Raw genomic sequence first — 24,272 nt, 5'->3', positions numbered from 1 at the left:
ACCAGAGTAATCGTGCAATCCGTCACACGATTGCATAAAAAGGACGTTTCTATATAAGAATGGGACATGCGCCATCCCGATCAAAGAAATGTCCAGCGCATCGGCTTCGTTCTTATCCCGAACTTTGCTTTGATGTCCTATGCCTCCGCAGCCGAGCCATTGCGCGCAGCAAACCTGATTGCCGGCACGGATCTTTATGACGCTGTTCCCCTATCCTTCGGTGGCGAGGCGGTGAGAAGTTCGTCTGGCATCACTGTGGAGTGCCAGCCGCTGATGAGCTTTGGCGAAGGGTGCAACACGATTTTTGTCTGTGCAGGTGGCACGCCGCAGGACTGGGCTTTATCGGAGGGTTCACTTGCGCTTTTGCGCCGTCTTGCACGGCAGGGTGTCAAGATCGGCGGCATTTCCAGCGGCGCCTATGTTCTGGCGGCGGCAGGCTTGCTCGATCATCGCGACTTCACCATTCACTGGGAACACGCGCCCGTGCTGCGAGAAGCCTTCAACCATCTGACGCCGCGGCAGGCGCGCTTCGTGTTCGATGGCGACCGGATCACCTGTGCGGGCGGGGTTGCACCGCTCGATATGATGCATGCGATGATTTCGCAGCGCATGGGCGCCCATTTTGCAAGGCGTGTCAGCGATTGGTACCTGCATACGGCGGTGGCCGAACCGGGTGCGCCGCAGCGTGGCTCGATCGCCCAACGCTATGGCACCCATCATCCCGCCTTGCTCACCGTACTGGAGAAGATGGAGGCGACGATTGAGAACCCGCTCGATCGCAACACCATGGCGAAACTTGCCAGAACCAGCATACGCCACCTCGACCGACTTTTCGCCGATCAACTTGGGGCGTCATTTTTGGAAACCTATCGTGCCATCAGGCTTGATCACGCCCGAAGACTGCTGGAACAAAGCCCACTGTCCATAGCGGAAGTGGCCTTTGCCACCGGCTTTTCCAGCGCGGGTCATTTTTCCGGGAGCTTCAAGGCTCATTTCGGAAAAACGCCGGGCGCTGTCCGACAAAGATTTCCTACGAATTAAAATATTCTTCCTTTAAAGAAGAGTGACCATACCCTTCCGGAGGCTCCATGGCGAAAAAATCCATCAGCATAGAAGCCGCGCAACAGGTCCTGTCGCAGGATCCGCATGCCGTTCGCGAACCGAGGGTCAACAATCTGGAGATGGCCATCGGTCACGAGGTGAGAGCCTATCGGAAGAAACTTGGCATCACCGTCACCGACCTTGCTTCCGCAACCGGCGTGTCGGTTGGCATGTTGTCGAAGATCGAGAACGGTAACATCTCGCCATCGCTGACGACGTTGCAGACGCTCTCCAAGGCGCTGGGTGTACCGATCACCGCCTTCTTCCGAGGCTTTGAGGAGCCGCGCAGCGCCACCTTCGTCAAGGCCGGGCAAGGCGTCAATATCGACCGCAGAGGCACGCGCGCAGGCCACCAGTACAGCCTGCTCGGGCATATCGACAACAACACCAGCGGAGTGACGGTCGAACCCTATCTCATCACGCTCACGACCGATTCCGACGTTTTTCCCACCTTCCAGCACGAGGGCATGGAGTTTCTCTACATGCTGGAGGGCGAGGTCGTTTATCGCCACGGAGAACAGCTTTTTACCATGCAGGCGGGGGATAGCCTGTTTTTCGATGCCGATGCGCCGCACGGACCGGAAGTGTTGGTGCAGCTTCCCGCACGTTACTTGTCGATCATCTCCTACCCTCAACGACGAGTAACGGGCGATTGATAAATTGCTTTAAAGGAAAAAAATATTCCTCATAGTTGACGTCTTGAAATTTCGTGTGATACGCCTTTGTTCAGAAACGAACGGAGGTGCCTGTCGATGTGCGGCATTGTTGGACTATTCCTGAAAGACAAAAGCCTGGAACCGCAGTTGGGTCAGCTGCTCTCTGACATGCTGATCACCATGACCGATCGTGGACCGGACTCGGCCGGTATCGCGATCTACGGCGGCGCTGCCGCAGGACGCGCCAAGGTAACGATCCAGTCCGCCGATCCTGATGCAGACTTTACAGGACTTGCAGAGGCGCTGAAGGAGAAGGGCGTTGCGGCTGCGGTGACGGTTAAGAGCACGCACGCGGTTCTGGACATCCCGGCGGACAAGCTTGATGGCATCCGTGCCGTTCTTTCCGCTCTCCGCCCCAATGTCCGCGTCATGGGCTCCGGTGACAGCGTCGAGATTTACAAGGAAACCGGTCTGCCGAAGGATGTGGTGGCCCGTTTCGACGTGCGCTCCATGGCAGGCACCCACGGCATCGGCCACACCCGCATGGCAACGGAATCGGCGGTGACGACGCTTGGCGCGCATCCCTTCTCCACCGGCTCGGATCAGTGCCTCGTGCATAATGGTTCGCTCTCCAACCACAACAATCTGCGCCGCGAACTGGTTCGTGAAGGCATGAGTTTCGAAACCCAGAACGACTCCGAAGTGGCTGCCGCCTACCTGACAGCAGAAATGGCCAAGGGGAAGGACCTGGGTGAGGCGCTGACCGGTGCACTCGACGATCTGGACGGCTTCTTCACCTTCGTTGTCGGCACGAAGTCCGGTTTCGGCGTCGTTCGCGATCCGATTGCCTGCAAACCCGCTGTTATGGCCGAAACCGATCAGTATGTCGCTTTCGGCTCGGAGTATCGCGCCTTGGTCAATCTGCCGGGCATTGAGACCGCCCGCGTCTGGGAACCGGAGCCTGCGACCGTTTACTTCTGGGATCACGAAAAAGCAGCCTGATGCCGCTCTCGGCCTATCCGTGTGAAAGTCATATCCATGCCAGTCTTCGATCTCTCTCATACGCCGCTGCGTGACCTCAACAAGGCGCTGCACGGCCTTTCTGCTGGTGTAAACGACACCGAATTTGAAGTCGTCAATCCGCGGGGCCATCACGCCGTTGCCGTCGGCATCGACAGTCCCGTAACCGTCGATGTGCATGGTTCGGTCGGCTATTATTGCGCCGGTATGAATGATGGTGGCACCGTCACCGTTCACGGCTCCGCCGGTCCGGGTGTCGCGGAAAACATGATGTCCGGTACCGTCGTCATTGAAGGGGACGCCTCTCAATATGCGGGTGCCACCGGTCGCGGCGGGCTTCTCGTCATCAAGGGCAATGCCGCCTCCCGTTGCGGGATTTCGATGAAAGGCATCGATATCGTCGTGCAGGGCAATATCGGCCATATGTCGGCCTTCATGGGCCAGTCCGGCCATCTCGTCGTCTGCGGCGATGCGGGCGACGCCTTGGGCGACAGTCTTTACGAGGCGAAGCTTTTCGTGCGCGGCTCGGTCAAGAGCCTCGGCGCCGACTGCATCGAAAAGGACATGCGGCCCGAGCATCTGGAAAAGCTGGCGGAGCTTCTCGACAAGGCCGGCATCACCGATGTCAAGCCGGGCGAGTTCAAGCGCTACGGCTCTGCCCGCACGCTCTACACCTTCAACATCGACAACGCCGATGCGTATTGAGGCAGGGATTTACCGATGAGCTATCACAACCCATTCACCCCGCCGCGCAAGTCCGCAACCTTTGACGACCATACGTTGGCGGAAATCCGCCGCGCTGCGGCCACCGGCATTTACGACATTCGCGGTGCGGGCACGAAGCGCAAGGTGCCGCATTTTGACGACCTGCTGTTTCTTGGTGCTTCCATTTCGCGCTATCCGCTCGAAGGCTATCGCGAGAAATGCGATACGAGCGTCACGCTTGGAACCCGCTTTGCCAAAAAGCCGATTACGCTCAAAACGCCAATCACGATTGCGGGCATGAGCTTCGGCGCGCTGTCCGGAAATGCCAAGGAGGCCCTTGGCCGTGGCGCCACGATTGCCGGCACCTCCACGACGACGGGCGATGGCGGCATGACGGATGAGGAGCGCGGCCACAGCCAGACCCTCGTCTACCAGTATCTGCCCTCGCGTTATGGCATGAACCCGAAGGACTTGCGCCGTGCAGATGCCATCGAGGTGGTCGTTGGCCAGGGCGCCAAGCCCGGCGGTGGCGGCATGCTGCTCGGCCAGAAGATTTCCGACCGCGTTGCCACTATGCGCAATCTGCCGAAGGGCATCGATCAGCGCTCGGCCTGCCGCCATCCTGACTGGACCGGCCCGGATGATTTGGAAATCAAGATCCTCGAACTGCGCGAAATCACCGACTGGGAAAAGCCGATCTATATCAAGGTCGGTGGCGCGCGCCCCTATTACGACACAGCGCTTGCGGTAAAGGCCGGTGCCGATGTGGTGGTGCTGGACGGTATGCAGGGCGGCACGGCTGCAACGCAGGACGTCTTCATCGAAAATGTCGGCATGCCAACGCTCGCCTGCATTCGTCCCGCAGTCCAGGCCCTTCAGGATCTTGGCATGCATCGCAAGGTGCAATTGATTGTATCGGGCGGCATTCGCTCCGGCGCCGATGTGGCGAAGGCTCTGGCGCTTGGCGCCGATGCGGTGGCGATTGGCACCGCGGCACTCGTGGCGCTTGGCGATAACGACCCGAAATGGGAAGAGGAATACCAGAAGCTCGGCACCACCGCTGGCGCTTATGATGACTGGCACGAAGGCAAAGACCCGGCTGGCATCACGACGCAGGATCCGGAGCTTGCCGCGCGTCTCGACCCGGTCGCCGCTGGTCGCCGCCTTGCCAATTATTTGAAGGTGATGACGCTGGAAGCGCAAACCATCGCGCGCGCCTGCGGCAAGAACCACCTCCACAATCTGGAGCCGGAAGATCTCGTGGCCTTGACCATGGAGGCCGCAGCCATGGCGCAGGTGCCGCTGGCGGGAACGAACTGGTTTCCCGGTAAAGGTGGCTTCTAAAAAAGCATGCCTTAAGGACGGGCGCGTTTGGGAGGATGCGGCCGTCTTTCTAAAATCAAGTGTCTGATACCAAAAAAAGGGGAATGACGTGACACTGGACCTCTCCGCATATGCAGCCGAAAAGGGCATCAAATATTTTATGATCAGTTACACCGATCTCTTCGGTGGGCAGCGCGCCAAGCTGGTACCTGCCGAAGCGATCGCTGACATGCAAAAGGACGGCGCGGGCTTTGCAGGCTTTGCCACCTGGTTCGATTTGACACCCGCTCATCCTGATCTTTTTGCCGTGCCAGATGCCTCCTCGGTCATCCAGCTTCCATGGAAGAAGGATGTCGCCTGGGTCGCTGCCGATTGCGTGATGGAAGACCAGCCGGTCGAACAGGCGCCGCGTGTGGTCTTGAAGAAACTGGTTGCCGAAGCCGCAAGCGAGGGCTTGCGGGTGAAGACCGGTGTCGAGCCGGAATTCTTCCTGATTTCCGCCGACGGCAGCAAGATTTCCGACGAATATGATACCGCCGAAAAGCCCTGCTACGATCAGCAGGCGGTGATGCGTCGTTACGATGTGATTGCCGAAATTTGCGACTACATGCTGGAGCTGGGTTGGAAGCCGTACCAGAACGACCATGAAGACGCGAACGGCCAGTTTGAAATGAACTGGGAATATGACGACGCGCTTCAAACGGCCGACAAGCATTCCTTTTTCAAATTCATGGTCAAATCCGTTGCAGAAAAGCATGGGCTTCGCGCCACCTTCATGCCGAAGCCGTTCAAGGGCCTGACAGGCAATGGCTGCCATGCGCATATTTCCGTGTGGGATCTGGACGGCAAGGTCAATGCCTTTGCCGACAAGGCAATGCCGTTCGGCCTTTCCGCCAAGGGCAAGACCTTTCTTGGTGGTATCATGAAACATGCCTCCGCGCTGGCGGCTGTCACCAATCCCACCGTCAATTCCTACAAGCGCATCAATGCGCCGCGCACCATATCCGGCGCCACATGGGCACCCAACACGGTGACATGGACCGGCAACAACCGCACCCATATGGTGCGCGTGCCGGGGCCCGGGCGGTTCGAGCTTCGTCTGCCGGACGGTGCGGTGAACCCCTATCTGCTCCAGGCCATCATAATCGCAGCCGGCCTTTCCGGCGTTCGCGCTCAGGCCGATCCAGGTCCACATCACGATATCGACATGTATCGCGAAGGCCATACGGTCACCAATGCGCCGAAACTGCCGCTTAATCTTCTCGATGCGTTGCGCGAATATGAGAAAGATGAGGCGCTGCAGCAGGCGCTCGGCGTCGAGTTCTCCAAGGCCTATTTGAAGCTTAAGCATGGTGAGTGGAACAGCTACTGCTCGCAGTTCACCGCCTGGGAGCACCAGACCACGCTCGACGTTTGACGACGTTTCCCCGCCGCTTTGCGGCTTTTCCCGCGCTCCTTGCATAGCGCGGGTTTTTTCCATCGATGACAGAGAGGGCGCCGGATGACGACCTATGTATTGACCGTAGCTTGCAAATCCACACGCGGCATCGTCGCCGCCATTTCGGGTTATCTCGCGGACAAGGGTTGCAACATCGTCGATAGCTCGCAATTCGACGACCTCGAAACCGGCAAGTTCTTCATGCGCGTCTCCTTCATTTCGGAAGAGGGCGTGTCGCTTTCAGACATCAAGGAAGGCTTCAAGCCGGTTGCCGAGCGCTTCAAGATGGAGGCCGAGATCTACAGCGATGGCGAACGCACCAAGACGCTGCTGATGGTGTCGCGTTTCGGTCATTGTCTCAACGATCTGCTCTATCGCTGGAAGATCGGCGCGCTGCCGATCGACATCGTCGGCGTCGTCTCCAACCACTTCGATTACCAGAAGGTTGTCGTCAACCACGACATTCCCTTCCACCACATCAAGGTGACGAAGGAAAACAAGCCGAAGGCCGAAGCGCAGCTGAACGACCTGATCGAAAGCACCGGCACCGAACTCGTGGTCCTGGCACGCTACATGCAGGTTCTGTCAGACGACATGTGCCGCAAGATGTCAGGCAAGATCATCAACATCCACCACTCTTTCCTGCCAAGCTTCAAGGGCGCCAACCCTTACAAGCAGGCCTATGAGCGTGGCGTGAAACTGATTGGCGCCACCGCCCATTACGTCACCGCCGATCTCGACGAAGGTCCGATCATCGAGCAGGACACAGTGCGCATCACCCACGCCCAGTCGGCAGACGATTACGTCTCGCTTGGCCGTGATGTGGAAAGCCAGGTTCTGGCCCGTGCCATCCATGCGCATATCCACCACCGCACCTTCATCAACGGCAACCGCACCGTGGTCTTCCCGCCAAGCCCGGGTTCCTATGCGTCGGAGCGGATGGGGTAAGTTGCTGCATGCGCCGAACGCCACCGCCGGAGTTCGGGCCATAGCAATGGATGCCCTTACTCTACTCAGTTGCGGATAATTGTCTTTTCAACAACATTAGCAGCGCACGAGGCAAATCAAGAATCCGGCTAAAGAGGCGCAATAGCGCTACATCCGATGCCGGTGCGCGCGATATATCAAGCTCACGAATAGAGAGGCGTCAGATACTTGTCGCCTCGCGGTCCGCAGCAGGCCAAGATTGTAGCGGAGCAGAACGAGCGCGTCTTCCTAGGTCCGTCAGCCGACACGGGCGAAAAGCCATCTGTAAACTGACCGGTTGAATTCTTAACGTTGGAAGCAAGGAACGAGGCAGCGCATGCCTGACCTGCCACCGAAGATTCATCCGGTCGCGTTCGGAGCTTAAGCGGTTTTGAACCGCCAGATGCCGATCATCCCGGCATATTCCGCTGGGGTCTAGTCAGAGCGATGAGTGCGCCAGGAAATTGTTGTAATCGTTGCCCATTCCGCAATGGCGTTGCGGTAAGACCGACCCAAAGACCATTTGTCCGTCCTCGATGGGCCGGACCATCATCAGTTCTGGCGGACATTCTCAGAGGCAGACCGGTTCTCCTCTGCTTGACCCAGACGAAACTCTTTCGCGAACTCACTCACACGCATAGTTTTCGCTGCCACCGTTTGCAGCGGTGGCGCTGGCTTGGTTGGATGATGAACGATCGTATCCGTTCAGGACCACGATATGCTCAACGAAAATGCGCGAGATCCAACGTAATCACGCTGGATCGAACTTTGGAGTAAGCGGAGGTCGCCGCTTGCAGAATTCTTGGGCGCAAGGCATCGAACGCCATCAAATAATCTGCCTCGGTGACATTTCGGGACGATTTCCCATGGGCCAAGACTTCGGTCGCCAGATAGAATTTGATCTCGAACATACCGTCGTATCCGGTGAAACGGACACAGCGCTTTCTGTCGTCAAAACTACGAGCTTTGTTTGGAAACGAGATGCCCATCAGCGTCCACCGTCATCTTGCCAATGATCACCAGCGCTACTCTTTGGCTGGGGATCTGGACTTGCTCGTGTCGACGACTGTTTCCGGTTGGCGAGGGAACTCAGGAGAGCCGATTTGGCTCTCACACCCCTGCGTGACACGGCTGAGAGGATGGGCGAGGCGTCACGCTTCATGTCGGAACTCTCGTTCGACTGAGATTCCCGACGGCCGGCGGACTTTAAGACTTCCCTCACCACCTTGGAGCCGGCGAGGTCGATAGACGAGGCTGCTGGATTGGAAGACATTCCGTCCTCCTTTGTTGGGGCAAGGTTTTGCACCCTTGATGACAGCACCCTGAAGACGAGCCGTCACTGCTATCTTAAGTCGTGCTGGAATATCGGATTACAAGGGGAGGCTGGGCCAAAGCGTAGAGTGCTGGATCATGAGGGCCTGTCCCACCGGCATTCGATGCTGATGGCGGGAAACTTATATATTGAGACGGTGGGTGCTTACCGCACGCATCAAGACGCTATGCGGATCGTGTCAGGTCGATTGGCCAGGCCCCACATCCGCTTCGAGGCTCCCTCGTCTTGCCGGGTTGCCGTTGAGAATGGAGCGCTTCATCACAAGGCGCAATCAATCCAGGCACGATGGCCAAACGCCGCTCAAGCTTCTCCCATGTCGCCGTCGGTCAGCTTTAGTTTGAAAGCAAACATCCATTCGAGGACGGCAACGGCTGAATAGGCCGCGCGCTCGCTTCAGCAGCTCGTGGAAATCGGTGCACTGACGCGTACGGGCAAACGTCGGCATAGCCGGTACTGGCTGTCATCGCAGGCATAAATTGCTGCTCGTCTAACGAACTCCACCAACGTCATCAGCTAGGGGAGTGATTGCTCTCTGCCGCTCAGGAGCTTTGAGGTCCCGCGCCGGACGGTCCGAGGTTGGCGAAAACCAGCTCGGCCGTCTCCAAACGATCACGCTACCAGCGCAAGAGGCGCGTGCCGAGCGCCATGCCGATCAGGCCGCATATAACAATACCGAGCGAGTACCACAGCGTCACGAATGGAAGGCCGTTTTCGATACATGCCCAGGAATAGGTCCACGCCCCTGCGGCCCCTGCCATCATGCCAGCGGTAAATCCGGCGAGTCGATACCGCGTCGGTGCGCAACGTCGCAAGAACCAGATATTGGCGGCGAAGACGGGAGCGGCGGACGCGACAATGATCAGTGGGCAGAACCAGTAGGAGACGCCGAAAATCAAATTCGGATAGTCCATAGCTGGCGATGCATGCAACTGCCAGAGCCCCAGCATTGCTAGCAGCATATAGATGCCAATCGAGGCCAAGCCTGCCGATATCGGCAGCCCACCGGGGCGCGAGACAATCAACACGGCGCAGATACCATTGATCGCCAGCGCCAGCGGATAGAATGATTTCACCCAGAAGGCGGGAAGGGACATTGCCGAGATTATGTCTGGACGCAAACCGTGCAGGAGCAGGATAAATGCACCAGACAGCAAGACGCCAGGCAGCAGCGCTTTGGAGAGTAAGCGGAGAAGAGCATGCGACCGTATAGGCTGCAGCCCTCTTGCCAGGCTATCGATCAGATCATCCGTTTTCGCCACGTTCGCCTCTCAATCTCGCAGCCAGCGCCTTGATGCCGCGATGAACGCTGACCTTGACCATTGCTTCCGTCTTGCCACTGGCAACTGCCGCCTCGGCGACCGAACGACCCTCCAACCTCACGCGCCGGATCAAGTCGCTTTGCCACGCCGGAATGCCAGAGAGCAATCGCTCCACATCCATGCTCGCGAGGATCGCGTCTTCGGAATAGCCGTCCGCGACGCCCTCGACCAGTTCCAGGCTGACAACCGATCGCCCGCCTCGTCGCCTGTGGTGATCGACCAGCTTGTGGCGTGCGATGGTAAAGAACCAGGCCGTGAACGGTCGCTCGCGATCGTAGGTGATCCGGCGCTGATGCAGCGCCAGAAGCGTATCCTGGATCAGATCGTCCGTGTCCTGCGCGTTCGACGTCAGCCGTCGTTTAAAATAGCTCTCCAGCAGATGCCGCAAAATACCGAGCAGACAGCGATAGGCATTCTCGTCCCCGTCAAGGGACAGAAGCATCAACGCCTTCAGCTCAAATTCGCTCATCGCCATCATGTCTTCCAGCTTCATACGGCCCTACGGCGAAACGGTTACACAGCATCGATGGTAAAATCGAGAAAAGTTCAGCCAGACCGAGTTTGCGATCACAAACGCGTGATGCCTGTTACCAACTCCCGCCTTCCGCGAATGAGCCTGATGTGAACCTTCGGCGCAAACACGCGGCGAGCACATCAAACGGGAGACGCATCATGACTATTCGTTCCTTCGCTGTCGCCATCGGCGCCGTCATTCTTGGTCTTTCCTTTGCGGCAGGCACCGCTGAGGCTCAGTCCTCCGACGCAATGAAAAAGACCGATACCATGAAGATGGATACGATGAAGAAAGACACCATGAAGACCGATAGCATGAAGATGGCCGGCAGCAAGACCGACTGTATGCACAAGGCCGGCATGGAAAAGGACTCGATGAAAAAGTCCAACATGATGAAGAAATGCGACGCGATGAAATGATCCTGTCCGCCCCCGCGAAACGCAACTTTTGCGGGGGCGGTTTCGTATCGACGATAACGCTGGCGCTCGAGGGAAATTATGGATGCGACCGCACAACCCGTCACTGGAAAACGAATTCTCATCAGGCGACACAGTCTGACCGTACGCCTATCGCACTGGTTGAACGTTCTGTTCATGACTGTGCTGCTGTTTAGCGGACTGCAAATCTTCAACGCGCATCCGGCTCTCTATTGGGGTCAATATGGCGCCGATGACGACCCGGCCTTCATTGCCATGGACGCGGTGCAGGACGGCGACCGGGTCAAGGGCATGACACACATCGGCGACGTCTCCTTTGAGACGACCGGTTTCCTGGGCGTGTCCAATGTCGATGGGGAGCTTACGGCCCGCGGCTTTCCCGCCTGGCTGACGTTGCCGAGCTATCAGGATCTCGCCACCGGTCGGCGGTGGCACTTTTTCTTTGCCTGGCTCTTCGTCATCAACGGACTGATTTATATTGCCTATGGTTTCATTGCCCGCCATTTCCATCGGGACCTTTTGCCTAGGCGCGGTGAACTCGCGGTACCGCATCTCGTCCAAGAGGTGGTTGATCATGCTCGTTTGCGCTTTCCGAAGGGCGAAAAAGCGCGTCACTACAATGCTCTGCAGAAGCTCACCTATCTTCTGGTCATCTTTTTTCTGCTTCCCTTGATGATTGCGACTGGTTTGACAATGTCACCGGGCTTCAATGCCTTCGCGCCCTGGCTTCTGGATCTGTTCGGCGGTCGACAGTCGGCCCGGACACTGCATTTCATCACAGCCAGCGCACTGATCGCCTTTGTCGTCATTCACATCGTGATGGTTCTGGTCTCCGGCGTATTGAACAATATGCGCTCGATGATCACCGGACGTTATGTCATCATCGAAGAGCCGGAAGGGGAGTTCAAGCCATGAGCCGCCTCATTACCCGTCGCCGTTTCCTGATCGGATCAACGCTTACCGCATCCGCACTCGGTCTGAGTGGCTGCGATGCGCTTGTCCAAAACGATAAGGTCCAGAAAACCCTGAAACTCGCCGAGGGCCTGACGAAGCGTGCGCAGCGCCTGCTGATCGGCGACAACACCCTGGCGCGCGAGTATACGCTCGCGGACATCTCGCCAAGTTTTCGCGCCAACGGCACAAGCATGCCCGAGGGCGCGCAATATCAGCAATTGTTGTCGACGCAATTTTCGCAGTGGCAGTTGGAGGTCGGTGGCCTCGTCGAGCGCCCAACCAAATTCCCCCTTGCAACCCTGAAGGCAATGCCGGCACGCAGCCAGATCACACGCCACGACTGCGTCGAAGGCTGGAGCGCGACCGGTCAGTGGACAGGTGTGCCGCTCGCTGCCGTTCTGGACAAGGTCGGCCTCAAGCCGGAAGCGCGTTATATCGTCTTTCACTGTGCCGACGAATACGAAAAGACCCTGGATGGCAGCGGCTGGTATTACGAGAGCATCGATCTTGTTGACGCTTTTCATCCTCAAACCATTCTCGCCCATTCCATGAACGGAAGAGATCTCGAAGTCGCGCATGGCGCGCCGCTGCGGCTGAGGGTCGAGCGGCAGCTTGGTTACAAGCAGGCGAAATATCTGATGCGCATCGAGGCCGTCGCAGATTTCTCCAATCTCTACGGCGGAAATGGCGGCTTCTGGGAGGATCGCGGCTACGAGTGGTATGCCGGAATATAGGTCGAAATCCAGATTTCCATAGCTAGCGGATTTTTCAGCCCGCCTCCGCCGGTTGTTCAGCAGACAGGGTTTGAAACACAAAGGAAGCACAATGTTCTCAACCTCAAAAACAGGTTTTACCCTTTTCGCCGGCGCGCTGGTTGCGTTGACGCTCGGCGGAGGCGCCAAGGCCGCCGATCAGGTTCGTGTCCGTGGCACCGTCGAAAGCCTTCAGGGCAACATCTTGTCCGTCAAAACGCGTGAAGGCAGCAGCGCAAAGATCATGCTGAAGGATGGCTGGAAGGTCTCCGGCGTCGCCAAGGCATCGGTTGACGATATCAAGCCAGGTGACTTCGTCGGTATCGCATCACTGCCAACGGCGAGCGGCGGCGATGGCGCTTTGGAAGTGCTGATCTTTCCTGCAGCGATGAAAGGCACAGGCGAGGGGAGCTACGCCTGGGACCTGAAGCCAAACAGCTCGATGACCAATGCGACTGTTGCCGACGCCGTAAAGTCGGTTGACGGTCATGCGGTGACCGTGAGCTACAAGGGGAAGGAAAAGAAGATCACCATTCCGGATGGCACGCCGGTTGTCACTTTTGCCAATGCTGCGGAAACCGACATCAAGCCTGGCGCAACCGTTTTCGTACCCTCCGAAAAGGCAGACGACGGTTCGATGTCGAGCGGTCGTGTGGTTGTCGGCACGAATGGTGTCGTTCCGCCGATGTGAGCGGAGGAAACCGCCTCAGGTAGACAGAGACCGTCGGGCGATAAAGGCCGGCGGTCGAAACATGCCAAAAGGGCGGAGCACTTGGCTCGATATTCACGTAAGCTTGGCAAGCTTCGCCGTCCGGAGAGCGATGAAGGCTCACGGGACTGGTCCTCGCCGAGCCGCCGTCGGCGAAGCGCGCGCAGAAGCGATCGCCTGACCCGACCATAAGCGGCCGTATATCGCCTCGCTTCGGCCATGCGAAAGACCGTCTATCGGCGAGTCCGGTGCGGGCCGTGGAAGAATTTACAGAAACCAAAGGGAAAATTGAGGAAGGCGAGCGGTCGCTGAAACTAATGGTTCGCCGCGTTCGTAACTGGTCGGAAAGCAAGGCCTGAACGTGGGCGCGAAAGGTCGCGCAAGGCGCTCAGGATGAAAACGCGCTGCTGAACTGTCGCGTGATTGCTCTGCTTCGGAATCGCATGAGGCAGTATCGGCTGGAGGCCATGGCAATGTCGGAGTTGACCACATGAGGACCTGTCCCACTGCCCATCTTGCCACGCTCATGGTGTTTGTCGCGATCGGCTTCTTCCGGTTAAGCAGCATGGAGAGCCGCTTTCGCTCCTTGCCATTTGATCGATCGGGCAACACTCAGGAGCCATTCGACGATGCTGACGCGCGGGGGCTGATCGGGAGAACTCTTCTCTCGACAGTTACGGCAGGATCCGGTCTCTGGCTCATCCGACGCCAGTTGAGAACCTTGGATGCGTCGCGATGAGCAATATTCGGGGCAATCGCCGATCATGGACTGACAGAAGCAGCGTCTTTGTCGGGTTTACCGCCCGTCGCTCCTTGTTTTTTCCAGAAGCCAACCGCTATAAGGTTGGAGTGGCAAGGTTTTCTTCAATGCAAAGCAACGACATCGAAGTTTTGATCAATCGTGTCGCGATGGGAGACCGCGCCGCCTTTGTCGCACTTTACCAGGCGACTAGCCCAAAATTGATGGGCGTATGTTTGCGCATCCTCAAAAATCGCAGCGATGCTGAAGAGGCACTGCAAGAAATATACATCAAGATCTGGCAACGCGCGAAAACCTTCGCGACCGGACATAGTGGTCCGTTTGCATGGCTTGCGACAATCGCGCGCAACCACGCGATCGATACGATCCGCGCCCGCAAACCTGTTTCCGATGATCTTGACGCAGCATATGATCTTGCCGATGACACAACCCCGAACCCAGAGCAGCGCATGGGCATCATCGATGAGGGCCGCAGGATCGACAGATGCATGGCAGAGCTCGATCCGGCACATGCCAGCGCAGTTCGTCGCGCCTATGTCGAGGGCCTGAGCTACATCGAACTTGCAGACGACCTGCGGGTCCCGCTGAATACGGTGCGCACCTGGCTGCGCCGTAGTCTCCTCAAGCTTAAGGAGTGCATCCAGCGATGACGCGTGATCCCGGCTCAAGCGAGCACTCAAAAGACGAAATCCTGGCAGGCGAATATGTCTTGGGTGTTCTGTCCATCGAAGGAAGAAGGATGGTCGAGCGCCGCATGGCCAGCGATGAGGCGTTTTCGCAAATCGTTGCGCGCTGGCAGGCCGACATGGAGTCCTTCAATCAGGACTACGACGAGATAACGCCTCGCGCCGCCGTGCTGGAACAGCTTGAACAGCGCCTCTTCGCAGCGCCGCTGACGAGTAAGGTGAACGTCAGCCTTTGGAATTCAATGGCTTTCTGGCGTTGGCTTTCACTTGGCACCTCCGTGGCCGCTGCTGCCGCCCTGATCTATGCGTCGGGTATCGCGCCGCCGTCTTCTCGGGATGGTAGGCTGGTTGCGGAACTCTCGGCACCCAGTAATTCCGTCAACATGCTGGCGTCCTACGATGCCGAAAGCGGGCGAATGCGCATCGTACCTGTCGCGGCAGGGCGCGCGCAGGAGAAATCGCTGGAGCTCTGGCTTGTGCCTGGGCAAGGGGATCCCTTCTCGCTCGGCATATTGCCGGCAGATACGGGCGGAGAACTGGTCATTCCATCGGACATGCGTGATCGTCTGAGCGGGGGCGCAACGCTTGCAGTGTCGCTGGAACCGTTCGGCGGCTCGCCCACAGGCAAGCCGACCGGAGCGATCGTGGCGAGCGGCACGGCAAGAAGCCTCTGAGCTTTCGCTTTCCGGGGCGATGCGCTGCGCGATGGCACAAGGCACCTATTTGGAGGGGAGATGGGATACTCCGTGGCTGCTTCTCTGAGGACGGAAGCTTGGCGGCGCAAATGCGCGACAGGGCTCGCCTGCCTGTATGGCTTCGTCGGCACGATGCACCTTCTGTGGCCGGTGCCATTTCTGAAAATCACGCCGGATTGGGTTCCGTCGCCGCATTTGGTGATTTTGCTGACAGGGCTTTGCGAAATCGCTGGTGCGTTGGGGATCGTAACCGCACGACTTCAGCGGGCCGCAGGCATTGGTCTGGCGCTTTATGCGGTCTGCGTTTTTCCCGCGAATATCAAACACGCCATCGATGCGCTTTCTAGTGACCCGTCGGTGTGGGAGTGGATCTACCACCTTTTGCGCTTACCCCTCCAGCCCGTCCTGATATGGTTGCCTTTGTTTGCTGGCCGCGTGGTGAGGTGGCCACAGCAAGAGAGATGATCGTGTAAAATAATTCGACGGCCCTGAAACTTCTTCTCAAGCCTTTCCGTAACCTCCTTGTCCCGGAAGAGGGAAGCCGACCCTTAGGAGATGCAGCCTTGCATCTGGGTGATCGGCCAGGAGGAATCACCATGTTCAAGCTCGCAATCCGTTTCGCAGCCTGTGCCACCGCAATCGCGATCGCTGCTGGCAGCGCATACGCAGCCAATCCCAAGGTCGGCGGCGCCGCGATGTACGAAGACAAAAACATCGTGGAAAACGCGATGAATTCGAAGGACCACACGACGCTTGTCGCCGCCGTCAAGGCAGCCGGGTTGGTCGAGACGCTGCAAGGAAAGGGGCCATTTACCGTGTTCGCCCCGACGAATGAAGCGTTTGCAGCTCTTCCCAAGGGAACCGTCGACACACTCCTGAAGCCTGAGAACAAGGCACAGTTGACCAAGGTCCTGACCTGCCACGTCGTCGCAGCCAATGCCATGTCAACGGCGATCGAGAAGATGATCAAGGACGACAAGGGCACGCATGACGTCAAGACCGTCGGCGGCTGCGTTTTGAAGGCCAAGGAAAGCATGGGCAAGATTACGCTGACCGATGAAAACGGCAATGTCGCGCATGTCACGATCGCCGACGTGAAGCAGTCGAACGGCGTCATTCACGTCATCGACAAGGTGCTTCTGCCAAAAATGTAATTTGCGTCTTTGAATTGAGATAAAGCCGGACAACAAACCGGCTTTATTTTCATTGAGCCAGGCCTCGTAGCGGCTGTCCGAGGGGAGATCTGGAGCTTCGCAACTCCAGCGATTTCTCGATCTCACTCTTTGATTTTCATATTGGGCTTCAACTAAAGCCTTTCGCGCCCTTCACCCCGCCCAGGGCAGTTCTCAAGTTTATTTCCTGTAGAGAGTGGCCTTGTAAAAGGCGCCGGAGATCACCGATCGATCCCGACGCTTTCGGTTCCGTTGTCTGGCGCTTCAACGGAACTTACGACAAAGCGCCGGCACCGAGGCCGAACGCCACCATCGCCGCTTCACACGCTCGCGTAAACCGCATCGACGGGCCTTCATTTCCAGTTGCAAGCTTGCTGACGCGCGCTCCCTCCAGCAGCATGGAAAGCGTATCAGCCAAAAGTTCCGGATCGCTCGCACCCGTTGAACGACAGAGATCGGCAAGGCGGGAATGCTGTTGCATCTTCAGGGATTCGATGACCGCGTGTGCCGGGTGTCCCTGCTCTTTCAACTCCACGGCGGCATTGGCTAGATCGCATCCATATGGCTCACTTGAGAGACACTGAGCGCGCGCTTTTACCCATGCAGCAAGCTGAGCCCTCGGGTCGCCGGGGTTGTCTGTTTCGAGGTCTTTCCAAGCATTCTCCAATGTTTGAGAACTGTGCTTGAGCGCCTCGCACACAAGATCGTCCTTCGAGCCGAAATGTCGATACAACGTCATCTTGTTGGTGGCTGCGGCTTCTGCGATGGCATCGACGCCTATGCCGCGTATCCCATATTCACGAAACAGTTGACAGGCCGTTGAGACGATACGGTCACGAGGTGGGATTTTCTGTTCGGAGGAGCGATCAGATTTCACGGATTTCATGATTTTTGATTTTTATCCTGAAGTGACGTTGACACGGGTGTGACTGGTCGGTAACTATCCAGTTGTTACTTACCGGTAACACCATGCGAGGTGGCCGTCAAGTAACTGCCGCCTTCTGGATTTAAAACTCGTCGAAAGGAGACTGTCATGACCGTTACGACAGGGGAGATGACGCTCACTGAAATGTATAGAGATCCACTGATCCTTTCGGTGATGCGCGCGGATGGTATCGCTCTGAATGAGTTCAAGGAGATGATGGCTGCGGCTACCGCGTCTCTGAAGACACGGGGCGCAACATTGCCAGAGGTGCGATTCCGGACGACTGAAGCCGCAGCGTCTTCGAGAAGTCCGCAGGTGGCGACGATGCAGCCGTTGTTCGCAGGTTCATTTCAATCGTGCTGTGCAAATTTGTAACGTCTGATCAGCGATTTGGCGTTCGACAGGTCAAACGCACCCGATGTGACGTTGGGATTTTGGTTGAATTTTAGTGGTACGCCAGAATGGAAGCCGAGGCCTGTTTGGTGATAAGTTCATCATAAATCCAGACAGCATGGTCCTTAATTTCCAGGCAGCAAGAGCGTCCCCCCAAGAAGGCGGAAGCCAACGTGCATTGGGCTGTGCAAAGCGCAGTCCGATTAGGGGGCAGAGGTTCGGTAACTTTCAAGAGCTTGCGATCGCTACCTCAGCCCATCTGAATTTCCGGGCGCCACAGCCATGTCAGTTTTTTGGCCGCTTTGACTTTAAGCTCCTGCGGAAATCCGGTTCGTAGTATTTGTCAGATAAAGACGTGTGAAGTCTATCGCCTTCATAGGGCGCCCGTATAGATAGCCCTGTCCTTCATCGCATGCGTAGTGCTGCATCAGGTGTTCTTGTTCGACCGTCTCAATGCCTTCGGCAATGACTTCGAGGTCAAATCCCGCAGCAAGTTTTGCGACCGCTTCAACGATGGCCTCGTCTTTCTTATTGCGCTCACTGCCGCTTACGAACGACCGGTCGATCTTCAAGCGCGTAACAGGATAGTCCTTTAAAAGGCTGAGCGACGCGAAGCCGGTTCCGAAGTCATCGAAAGCAATTCCCACGCCGAGTGAGCGAAGGTAATGAAGGGGCTCCATGAGCCGGTGTTCATTTCGCAGGATGATGTTTTCCGTTATTTCTAGTTCCAGCGCCGTTGCCGGTAAATGACTGTCCGCAAGCGCTGTCTCGACGGATTTTGCAAAATCCCTTGCCCTAAATTGGGCTGCAAACAGATTGATACCGATCCTGAAATTTTTGCAACCGGCCTGCCGCCACTGCGCCGCCTGCGCACATGCCGTGCGCAATATCCATTCGCCCACGGGAACAGCAAGAAGGCTTGCCTCCAGTACAGGCAGAAAGGCGCCAGGCGAGACGACGCCAAGCTGTGGATGGTTCCACCTTATCAGCGCTTCCGCGCCCGCTAGGCTGCCATCGCTGAGTTTGATCTGAGGCTGGTAATAGAGCTCAAACTCCTGATTTTCCCAGGCTTGACGGATCGAGGAACTCATGGCTCCCTTCTTCAAAGCCGTTTGGCGAAGCTCAGGTGTGAATATGCGCACGAGATGGCGACCATCTGCCTTGGCCTGATAAAGCGCCAGATCGGCGTTCCCCAGCATCTGCTCACTGTCGTCTTCCGGGCTTGATTTCAAGGAAATGCCGATACTCGCCCCGATGTGAATGGGCTCGTTGTCGAATTCTATAGGTTCCTCAATAATGGAGATGAGCCTCGAAGCAAGCTCACTGGTCTTCATGGGATCGACCGTTTCAGAGATCACGATGACAAACTCATCCCCGCCCAACCGGGCCACCATGTGGTGGTCAGGGACGCTTTCTCTCAGACGCTGTGCAACAATCTTGAGGACAACATCCCCCGCGGAGTGCCCCAACGTATCATTCACGTCTTTAAAACCGTCCAAATCAAGAAGGAGGAGCGCCAAAGGCTCATGGCTTTCGCAAGCCTGCCGAATACGCCGCTTCAAACTTGATCTGTTTGCAAGGCCGGTAAGATCATCGTATTCAGCAGCATGTTTTAGTCGCTTAACAGCTTCCAAACGGCTGGTTATGTCGCGGATGATGGCCCCGAACTGTGGCTCGCCGGCCTCGTTCCATTGCGAAAGGGAGAGCTCTATCGGAACGTCGGAGCCGTCGCGACGCTTCGCCGTCAAATTGACAGAGGTTCCTATGATGCGAGCGGGTCCGCCTGACGCGACTCTGGCAAGGCCCGCACCGTGCCTGGCACGCATTGAGTCCGGCATGATGATGTCGAGAGGTTTGCCGAGCGCTTCTTCCTTGGAATACCCAAAAATCTCTTCTGCAGAAGCATTCCAAGACGTGATCTGGTTTTTGCTGTTTGCGCAGATGATGGCGTCTGGAGATGTCGATGTAATATTGATGAATTTGTTACGGCTAGTCTCGCTCTCCCGTTCCAACCGGCGCAATTCCATTCTTTCGAGGACCATCGCTGCCAGATCCTCAAGTATTCGCTGGTCACGATCCGAGAACGTCAATCTCGGTTTAGGGTCGATCAAGCAGAGGCTTCCAAGTGCGTGTCCTTCAGACGTGATGAGGGGTGCGCCAGCATAGAACCGAATGTTCGGATACCCCGTAACCAACGCATTCGTTCGGAAGCGCTCATCTTTGGTTGCATCCGGGATTACAAAAACTCTGGATTCCATCATTGCGTAGGTACAAAACGAGACATCTCGTCCGGTCTCACATACGTCCAGGCCGATACGGGCTTTGAAAAATTGTCGATTACGATGCACTAACGAAATCAGAACAGTTGGGACATCGAAGATTCGTGACGCCATCTGTATGATATGGTCGTACTCCTGCTCGGGCGCCGTATCCATCAGCGCGAAGCTATCCAGCACCTCGATTCGTTTTTCGTCATCGCTGGGAATCGGGTAGAGGCTCATCACAGTCGCTCGCTGGTTTATATCACATATGAGCAAAAGCGAAAAAGCTTAACGCACAGTAATTCCGAGACGAAAGGTTCGGCCAGCACGTTAAACCGTGCGATTAGCCTTTATGATTTCTAAATAAACTTAAGTCGGTACCAACTGAATTACAAAATGACAGCAATGCAAACAGACATGGGCGGCCCGCCTACGCCGCCCAGAACGAAGACACTCGCACATCATCGTCGTCTCAGTGTCCGATAATCCGTGCAAAGATCTTTGAGCGGACATTCTATCTGCAATCTTCGTCGAGCTCTTCACAGCGTGCTTGTACCGCTGCAGTAGCTAAGGCATTTGCTGTCCGACGAGGAGCCACGGCTCCGGATGGGCGTTGTCCTGCCGAGCGGGAAACGGCCCACGTTGCGCTTTTTGTCGTTGGCTAGTTCGTGGCCGCTGCTGTCTACTCTTCCACCATGGCAGCGTTTTGCTGCGTGCTTTTGGTCGCTGTATTGATGGCGCGGTTAATTTCGATAGGTGCAGTAGACTGCTCACGCGACGCCTCAACGATCGCTGTAATATCGCTGGTTGCATCGACCATTGATCAGGAGAGATCCATGCCCCCTCGCATCGTCGGCATTGCCGGAAGCTTCAATCGCCCGTCGAAGACGCGCGCACTCGTGGAGCATGTCGCAGCCATTGCAGCCGACCGCTATGGTTTTTCCGCCAATATCCACGATTTGCAGGATGTCGGTCCGTCGCTCGGCACAGCGCTCTGGCGCAACGAACTCGACGAACAGGCGAAGGGAGTGATCGACGAAATCGTCCATGCCGATGCGTTGATCATCGGCTCGCCGACGTTCAAGGGCTCTTATCCCGGCCTCTTCAAGCATCTCATCGACCTGATCGAACCAAACGAGCTGCGAGGCAAGCCGATCATCATCACCGCGACCGGCGGTGGCGATCGTCATGCCCTGATGGTCGAGCATCAGCTGCGGCCGCTTTTCGGCTTCTTCACCGCGCATACGCTGCCGACTGCCGTCTATGCCTCCGACCGCGATTTTGTCGATTACCGCGTGAACTCGGAGCCGCTTGCAGCGCGTGTCGAGGCCGTCATCGACGAGTTCTCTGCCTTCTTTCCTCCAGCGCGCGTCCGCCTCAAGGCTGCCCTGTGACATTGGCCGCTCGGACCCTGCAGGCTCAGCGCCGTCAGTGCGTCGCTATCCTCGGCGGCGGCTTTTCTGGAGCGGCGGTCGCGCTGCATCTCGCCGACGCAATTCCGGGGGGCAGCGTGGAAATCGTCGTCTTCGAGCCGCGCGCCGAATTGGGGCGCGGGCTCGCTTATGATAGCCTCGATCCGGCCCATCGGATCAATGTGCCGGCAGCGCGCATGGGTCTTTTTCCGGATCGGCCGATGGATTTTGAGGAGTGGCTTTCCGAACACGACGCGGTGGCCGATGATCCGGCTGCGCGTCGTCCTGACGGAAGCCTCTTTCCGCAGAGGCGCGTTTTCGGAGCCTATGTCGCGAGCCGCTTGAAGCCGCATCTCGACGCGGATCGTATCGTTCACCGCCGAACCATGGTCGCTGGCGTCCGGCGCTTGGGCGATGGCTGGGTGATCACCGACAAGCATGGCGACGAAACGCGCGCCGATTTCGTCGTGATCGCCACGACACATCCAGCGCCGCAGCCGCCACGTCATCTGCAGGAGCGTCTTGCCGGCCATCCCCGCTATGTCGCCGATCCGACGCTGCCGAACGCGCTGGCGGCGATACGCCCCGACGACCGGGTGCTGATCGTCGGCAATGGCCTGACGGCTGCGGACGTGGTGGCGTCATTGGTTTTGACGGGCTATCGCGGTTCGATCTTCTCGCTGTCGCGTCGCGGCTTGCGGTCACGAGGACATGCGCCAGATCCTCAGGAGCCGTTCGGTGATTTCGCAATCTCGCCGGCAAAGAGCGCTGCAGTGCTGCTTCATCATGTCCGCCGAACGCTTACGCAGGCTGAAACAGCTGGCATCGGCTGGCATGCGGTGCTTGATCAGGTTCGGGCGCAGGGGCGGACAATATGGCAGGCGCTTTCGATGGCCGAGCGGCGCAGGATCGTCCGGCATTTGCGACCCTTTTGGGACGCACATCGTTTCCGTGTCGCGCCGCAGGTCGAGGATGTCCTTGATCGGGCGATCGCCGAAAACCGTTTGAAAATCCTCGCCGGCTCGATCCAAGAGGTGACCCGCGATGGCGACGATATTCTCGCGACCTTTAGGCCGCGCGGCTGCGCTCCCGAAACGGCGCGGTTCGACGCCGTCGTCGTCACTACCGGGCCGGCACATGGTGCGATTCTGAGCAGCCAGCCCTGGCTCAATCAACTGGCGCGCGACGGGTGGCTTACGGCTGACCCCGCCGGTCTTGGCATCGCCTGCAACGAACAATCGGAAGCGTTGGGCGAAGGTAGCGCAGCTGAAGCCACGCTTCTCATCGCCGGGCCTCTGGCACGCGGGACCTTCGGCGAACTGATGGGATTACCCCAGGTCACCGAGCACGCGGTCTTCGTCGCTGGCCAACTGCAGTCAAAGCTCGTCGCGCACCAGATTTGCAAGCCCTGAAGCAGGTTGCGCAAACGTGGTCACGGGTTGCTAGTTTAGTACCGCGCAGCAATTCTTGTGAGCTTTGCACGAGGTGCGGAAACCATTTCTTCGATGTCTACAGAGCCCATCAGCTACACTGGGTCAATTGACGCCTGGAGTTGCCCCTAGACCGAGCCAAGGCCATCATGACATTCCAGTGTTATGTCGACATCCCGTGACCCGAGCTGAACGGTGCTTTCTGGTCTGACACCGTGGTCCGTTCATGCGGTTTTTGAATGCAGCCCGCGCCTGCAAAGACGGTTATGGGGTGTAAGGATCTGTGAAGATTGCCTTGCTTCATGAGCGAAGCCCCGTCTCCCGCGTCGCGACCGCTTACGGGCTCGGCAAAAGGCCTGCCAAAATGCCCTAGACGTAATATTGAAGGCCATCTGGGAGGTCACCTTTTGCGTGTGACGTTCGGGGCGATCGCCAGACGGCAGAAGGACCAAGCTCGATGAGACCGTCTCCTTCGTGCGCACCAAGAGCCGCGCCTGGGTAGACAGCGGCGTAGACAACGCCTGGGATGATCCCTACACGATCCAGGCTGTCGGCGATTTGACACTGCGCCTGCATGCGGCGCAGGCGTTGCTTGAGAAAGCCGGTTACGCCATCGACCGGGCTATCCAGAATCCGAACGCTGAAACGGTCGCCGAGGCGCAGATCGTCACTGCCGAGGCAAAAATCCTCTCGACCGAAATCGCCATTACGGCGACCAACAAGCTCTTCGAACTCGCCGGGACACGCTCCACACTTGCGGAGCATCACCTTGATCGCCATTGGCGCAATGCCCGCACCCACACGCTGCACGATCCGGTCCGGTGGAAATACTCGATCCTGGGCAAGTACTTCCTCAACGACGAGAAACCCCCGCTTCACGCCTGGAGCTGAGGCCCTCTATGACAGGGGCGCTCCAATGGGCGCCCCCTTCACCTCTCATAGAGCACACACGTTGACGGAAGCGGAAACTCGATACGTCGCGATTTACGCTAGCTTGCCATTCCGAGCCTAAGAGGACGGTCACTAATGCATCTCGCGGCGTTTCCCGCTCACCTGCCACTGAGAATTTCCTCGGTGCGAGGTCACCGCACCAATTGTACCAGTCGAATAGAGCCAGAGCAAAACCAATTAGCGCCGGTATTGTGTGATCATTGAGAGCGCCTCGATATGTAAATAATTCTTCGAGGCTTCCCGCTCTGCATCGGGCAGTTCGTGGGTTTTCCGCTTATTGTCGCTATAGATATCTCTGCGTCGCTCTCGAGCATTCTACGCGCGAATCAACCGCCGTTCTCAAATCAGGTGAACGACAGT

The 24,272-nt window shown here is 57.5% G+C and carries 23 protein-coding genes and 1 pseudogene; 19 read left to right on the top strand and 5 right to left on the bottom strand.

All coding sequences use genetic code 11. From position 1 onward, the window contains the following. Positions 1 to 66 precede the first annotated feature (66 nt). The 7 genes from ACTJKV_RS12880 to purU all read left to right on the top strand — a co-directional run bounded on the left by ACTJKV_RS12880 (position 67) and on the right by purU (position 7,191). Positions 67 to 1,041: a GlxA family transcriptional regulator gene (locus tag ACTJKV_RS12880; RefSeq protein ID WP_440598800.1), complete on the top strand. Its 975-nt coding sequence runs from the start codon at positions 67 to 69 to the stop codon at positions 1,039 to 1,041. A gap of 47 nt (positions 1,042 to 1,088) precedes the next feature. Next, the gene (locus ACTJKV_RS12875) at positions 1,089 to 1,757 is read left to right on the top strand and encodes a helix-turn-helix domain-containing protein (RefSeq protein WP_440598799.1); all 669 of its coding nucleotides are present in this window, start codon (positions 1,089 to 1,091) and stop codon (positions 1,755 to 1,757) included. Positions 1,758 to 1,853: 96 nt separating this feature from the next. After that, a complete protein-coding gene (locus ACTJKV_RS12870) occupies positions 1,854 to 2,759 on the top strand; it encodes a class II glutamine amidotransferase (protein ID WP_112359871.1) in 906 nt (301 codons plus the stop codon). Positions 2,760 to 2,795: 36 nt separating this feature from the next. Continuing rightward, positions 2,796 to 3,482, top strand: coding sequence for a protein GlxC (locus tag ACTJKV_RS12865; RefSeq protein WP_440598798.1), 687 nt, complete (start codon positions 2,796 to 2,798; stop codon positions 3,480 to 3,482). Positions 3,483 to 3,497: 15 nt separating this feature from the next. Further along, entirely contained in the window at positions 3,498 to 4,826 is a 1,329-nt protein-coding gene (locus tag ACTJKV_RS12860) for an FMN-binding glutamate synthase family protein (protein WP_062600408.1), read from the top strand. An 88-nt stretch (positions 4,827 to 4,914) separates the two neighbouring features. Then, positions 4,915 to 6,222 carry a type III glutamate--ammonia ligase gene (gene glnT, locus ACTJKV_RS12855; protein ID WP_440598797.1) on the top strand — a complete coding sequence of 436 codons (1,308 nt, stop codon included), beginning with the start codon at positions 4,915 to 4,917 and terminating at the stop codon, positions 6,220 to 6,222. A gap of 84 nt (positions 6,223 to 6,306) precedes the next feature. Beyond that, positions 6,307 to 7,191: a formyltetrahydrofolate deformylase gene (gene purU, locus ACTJKV_RS12850; RefSeq protein ID WP_313557336.1), complete on the top strand. Its 885-nt coding sequence runs from the start codon at positions 6,307 to 6,309 to the stop codon at positions 7,189 to 7,191. Between the two features lie 740 nt (positions 7,192 to 7,931). On the opposite strand, the gene ACTJKV_RS12845 is transcribed toward purU, so the two are convergent. From ACTJKV_RS12845 to ACTJKV_RS12835, 3 genes are all read right to left on the bottom strand, one after another. Beyond that, positions 7,932 to 8,198 carry a DUF1488 domain-containing protein gene (locus ACTJKV_RS12845; protein WP_062600410.1) on the bottom strand — a complete coding sequence of 89 codons (267 nt, stop codon included), beginning with the start codon at positions 8,196 to 8,198 and terminating at the stop codon, positions 7,932 to 7,934. 958 nt (positions 8,199 to 9,156) lie between these two features. Continuing rightward, the gene (locus ACTJKV_RS12840; RefSeq protein ID WP_440598796.1) at positions 9,157 to 9,801 is read right to left on the bottom strand and encodes a DUF1109 domain-containing protein; all 645 of its coding nucleotides are present in this window, start codon (positions 9,799 to 9,801) and stop codon (positions 9,157 to 9,159) included. After that, entirely contained in the window at positions 9,785 to 10,339 is a 555-nt protein-coding gene (locus tag ACTJKV_RS12835) for a sigma-70 family RNA polymerase sigma factor (protein ID WP_440598977.1), read from the bottom strand. The genes ACTJKV_RS12840 and ACTJKV_RS12835 overlap by 17 nt, the downstream gene beginning before the upstream one ends. Before the next feature lie 194 nt (positions 10,340 to 10,533). Between ACTJKV_RS12835 and ACTJKV_RS12830 the strand changes: the two genes are divergently transcribed. From ACTJKV_RS12830 to ACTJKV_RS12795, 8 genes are all read left to right on the top strand, one after another. After that, positions 10,534 to 10,794: a pentapeptide MXKDX repeat protein gene (locus ACTJKV_RS12830; protein WP_296099933.1), complete on the top strand. Its 261-nt coding sequence runs from the start codon at positions 10,534 to 10,536 to the stop codon at positions 10,792 to 10,794. Between the two features lie 78 nt (positions 10,795 to 10,872). Next, positions 10,873 to 11,727: a cytochrome b/b6 domain-containing protein gene (locus ACTJKV_RS12825; RefSeq protein ID WP_296099931.1), complete on the top strand. Its 855-nt coding sequence runs from the start codon at positions 10,873 to 10,875 to the stop codon at positions 11,725 to 11,727. Next, positions 11,724 to 12,500, top strand: a complete 777-nt coding sequence (locus ACTJKV_RS12820; protein WP_440598795.1) for a molybdopterin-binding protein — start codon at positions 11,724 to 11,726, stop codon at positions 12,498 to 12,500. The genes ACTJKV_RS12825 and ACTJKV_RS12820 overlap by 4 nt, the downstream gene beginning before the upstream one ends. Positions 12,501 to 12,591: 91 nt before the next feature. Beyond that, complete coding sequence (locus ACTJKV_RS12815) at positions 12,592 to 13,209, top strand: hypothetical protein (protein ID WP_062423840.1); 618 nt, start codon at positions 12,592 to 12,594, stop codon at positions 13,207 to 13,209. A gap of 885 nt (positions 13,210 to 14,094) precedes the next feature. Next, a complete protein-coding gene (locus tag ACTJKV_RS12810) occupies positions 14,095 to 14,637 on the top strand; it encodes a sigma-70 family RNA polymerase sigma factor (RefSeq protein WP_440598976.1) in 543 nt (180 codons plus the stop codon). After that, complete coding sequence (locus tag ACTJKV_RS12805; protein WP_440598794.1) at positions 14,634 to 15,347, top strand: anti-sigma factor; 714 nt, start codon at positions 14,634 to 14,636, stop codon at positions 15,345 to 15,347. The genes ACTJKV_RS12810 and ACTJKV_RS12805 overlap by 4 nt, the downstream gene beginning before the upstream one ends. 72 nt (positions 15,348 to 15,419) lie before the next feature. Next, the gene (locus tag ACTJKV_RS12800; protein WP_440598793.1) at positions 15,420 to 15,833 is read left to right on the top strand and encodes a DoxX family protein; all 414 of its coding nucleotides are present in this window, start codon (positions 15,420 to 15,422) and stop codon (positions 15,831 to 15,833) included. 131 nt (positions 15,834 to 15,964) lie between these two features. Continuing rightward, the gene (locus ACTJKV_RS12795; protein ID WP_027676880.1) at positions 15,965 to 16,522 is read left to right on the top strand and encodes a fasciclin domain-containing protein; all 558 of its coding nucleotides are present in this window, start codon (positions 15,965 to 15,967) and stop codon (positions 16,520 to 16,522) included. A gap of 292 nt (positions 16,523 to 16,814) precedes the next feature. Here ACTJKV_RS12795 and ACTJKV_RS12790 read toward each other — a convergent pair whose 3' ends face one another. Further along, positions 16,815 to 17,426 (bottom strand): TetR/AcrR family transcriptional regulator, encoded by a 612-nt coding sequence (locus ACTJKV_RS12790; RefSeq protein WP_440598792.1) that lies wholly within the window; start codon positions 17,424 to 17,426, stop codon positions 16,815 to 16,817. Between the two features lie 147 nt (positions 17,427 to 17,573). On the opposite strand from ACTJKV_RS12790, the gene ACTJKV_RS12785 reads away from it, so the two are divergent. Next, positions 17,574 to 17,840 carry a hypothetical protein gene (locus tag ACTJKV_RS12785; RefSeq protein ID WP_440598791.1) on the top strand — a complete coding sequence of 89 codons (267 nt, stop codon included), beginning with the start codon at positions 17,574 to 17,576 and terminating at the stop codon, positions 17,838 to 17,840. Positions 17,841 to 18,166: 326 nt separating this feature from the next. Here ACTJKV_RS12785 and ACTJKV_RS12780 read toward each other — a convergent pair whose 3' ends face one another. Beyond that, on the bottom strand, positions 18,167 to 20,359 hold the full coding sequence (locus ACTJKV_RS12780) for a sensor domain-containing phosphodiesterase (protein ID WP_440598790.1): 2,193 nt from the start codon (positions 20,357 to 20,359) through the stop codon (positions 18,167 to 18,169). A 596-nt stretch (positions 20,360 to 20,955) separates the two neighbouring features. Here ACTJKV_RS12780 and msuE point away from each other — a divergent pair. The 3 genes and pseudogenes from msuE to ACTJKV_RS12765 form a co-directional block, all read left to right on the top strand. Continuing rightward, a complete protein-coding gene (gene msuE / locus ACTJKV_RS12775) occupies positions 20,956 to 21,513 on the top strand; it encodes an FMN reductase (protein WP_440598789.1) in 558 nt (185 codons plus the stop codon). Continuing rightward, positions 21,510 to 22,943, top strand: coding sequence for an FAD/NAD(P)-binding protein (locus ACTJKV_RS12770; RefSeq protein WP_440598788.1), 1,434 nt, complete (start codon positions 21,510 to 21,512; stop codon positions 22,941 to 22,943). The genes msuE and ACTJKV_RS12770 overlap by 4 nt, the downstream gene beginning before the upstream one ends. Before the next feature lie 471 nt (positions 22,944 to 23,414). After that, positions 23,415 to 23,852: pseudogene (locus ACTJKV_RS12765) on the top strand (acyl-CoA dehydrogenase family protein); the annotation flags it as partial. Between the last annotated feature and the right edge of the window lie 420 nt (positions 23,853 to 24,272).

The organism is Agrobacterium sp. 22117 (assembly GCF_052045735.1).
Lineage (GTDB): Bacteria > Pseudomonadota > Alphaproteobacteria > Rhizobiales > Rhizobiaceae > Agrobacterium > Agrobacterium cavarae.
This window is presented reverse-complemented; position numbering and strand designations above follow the sequence as displayed.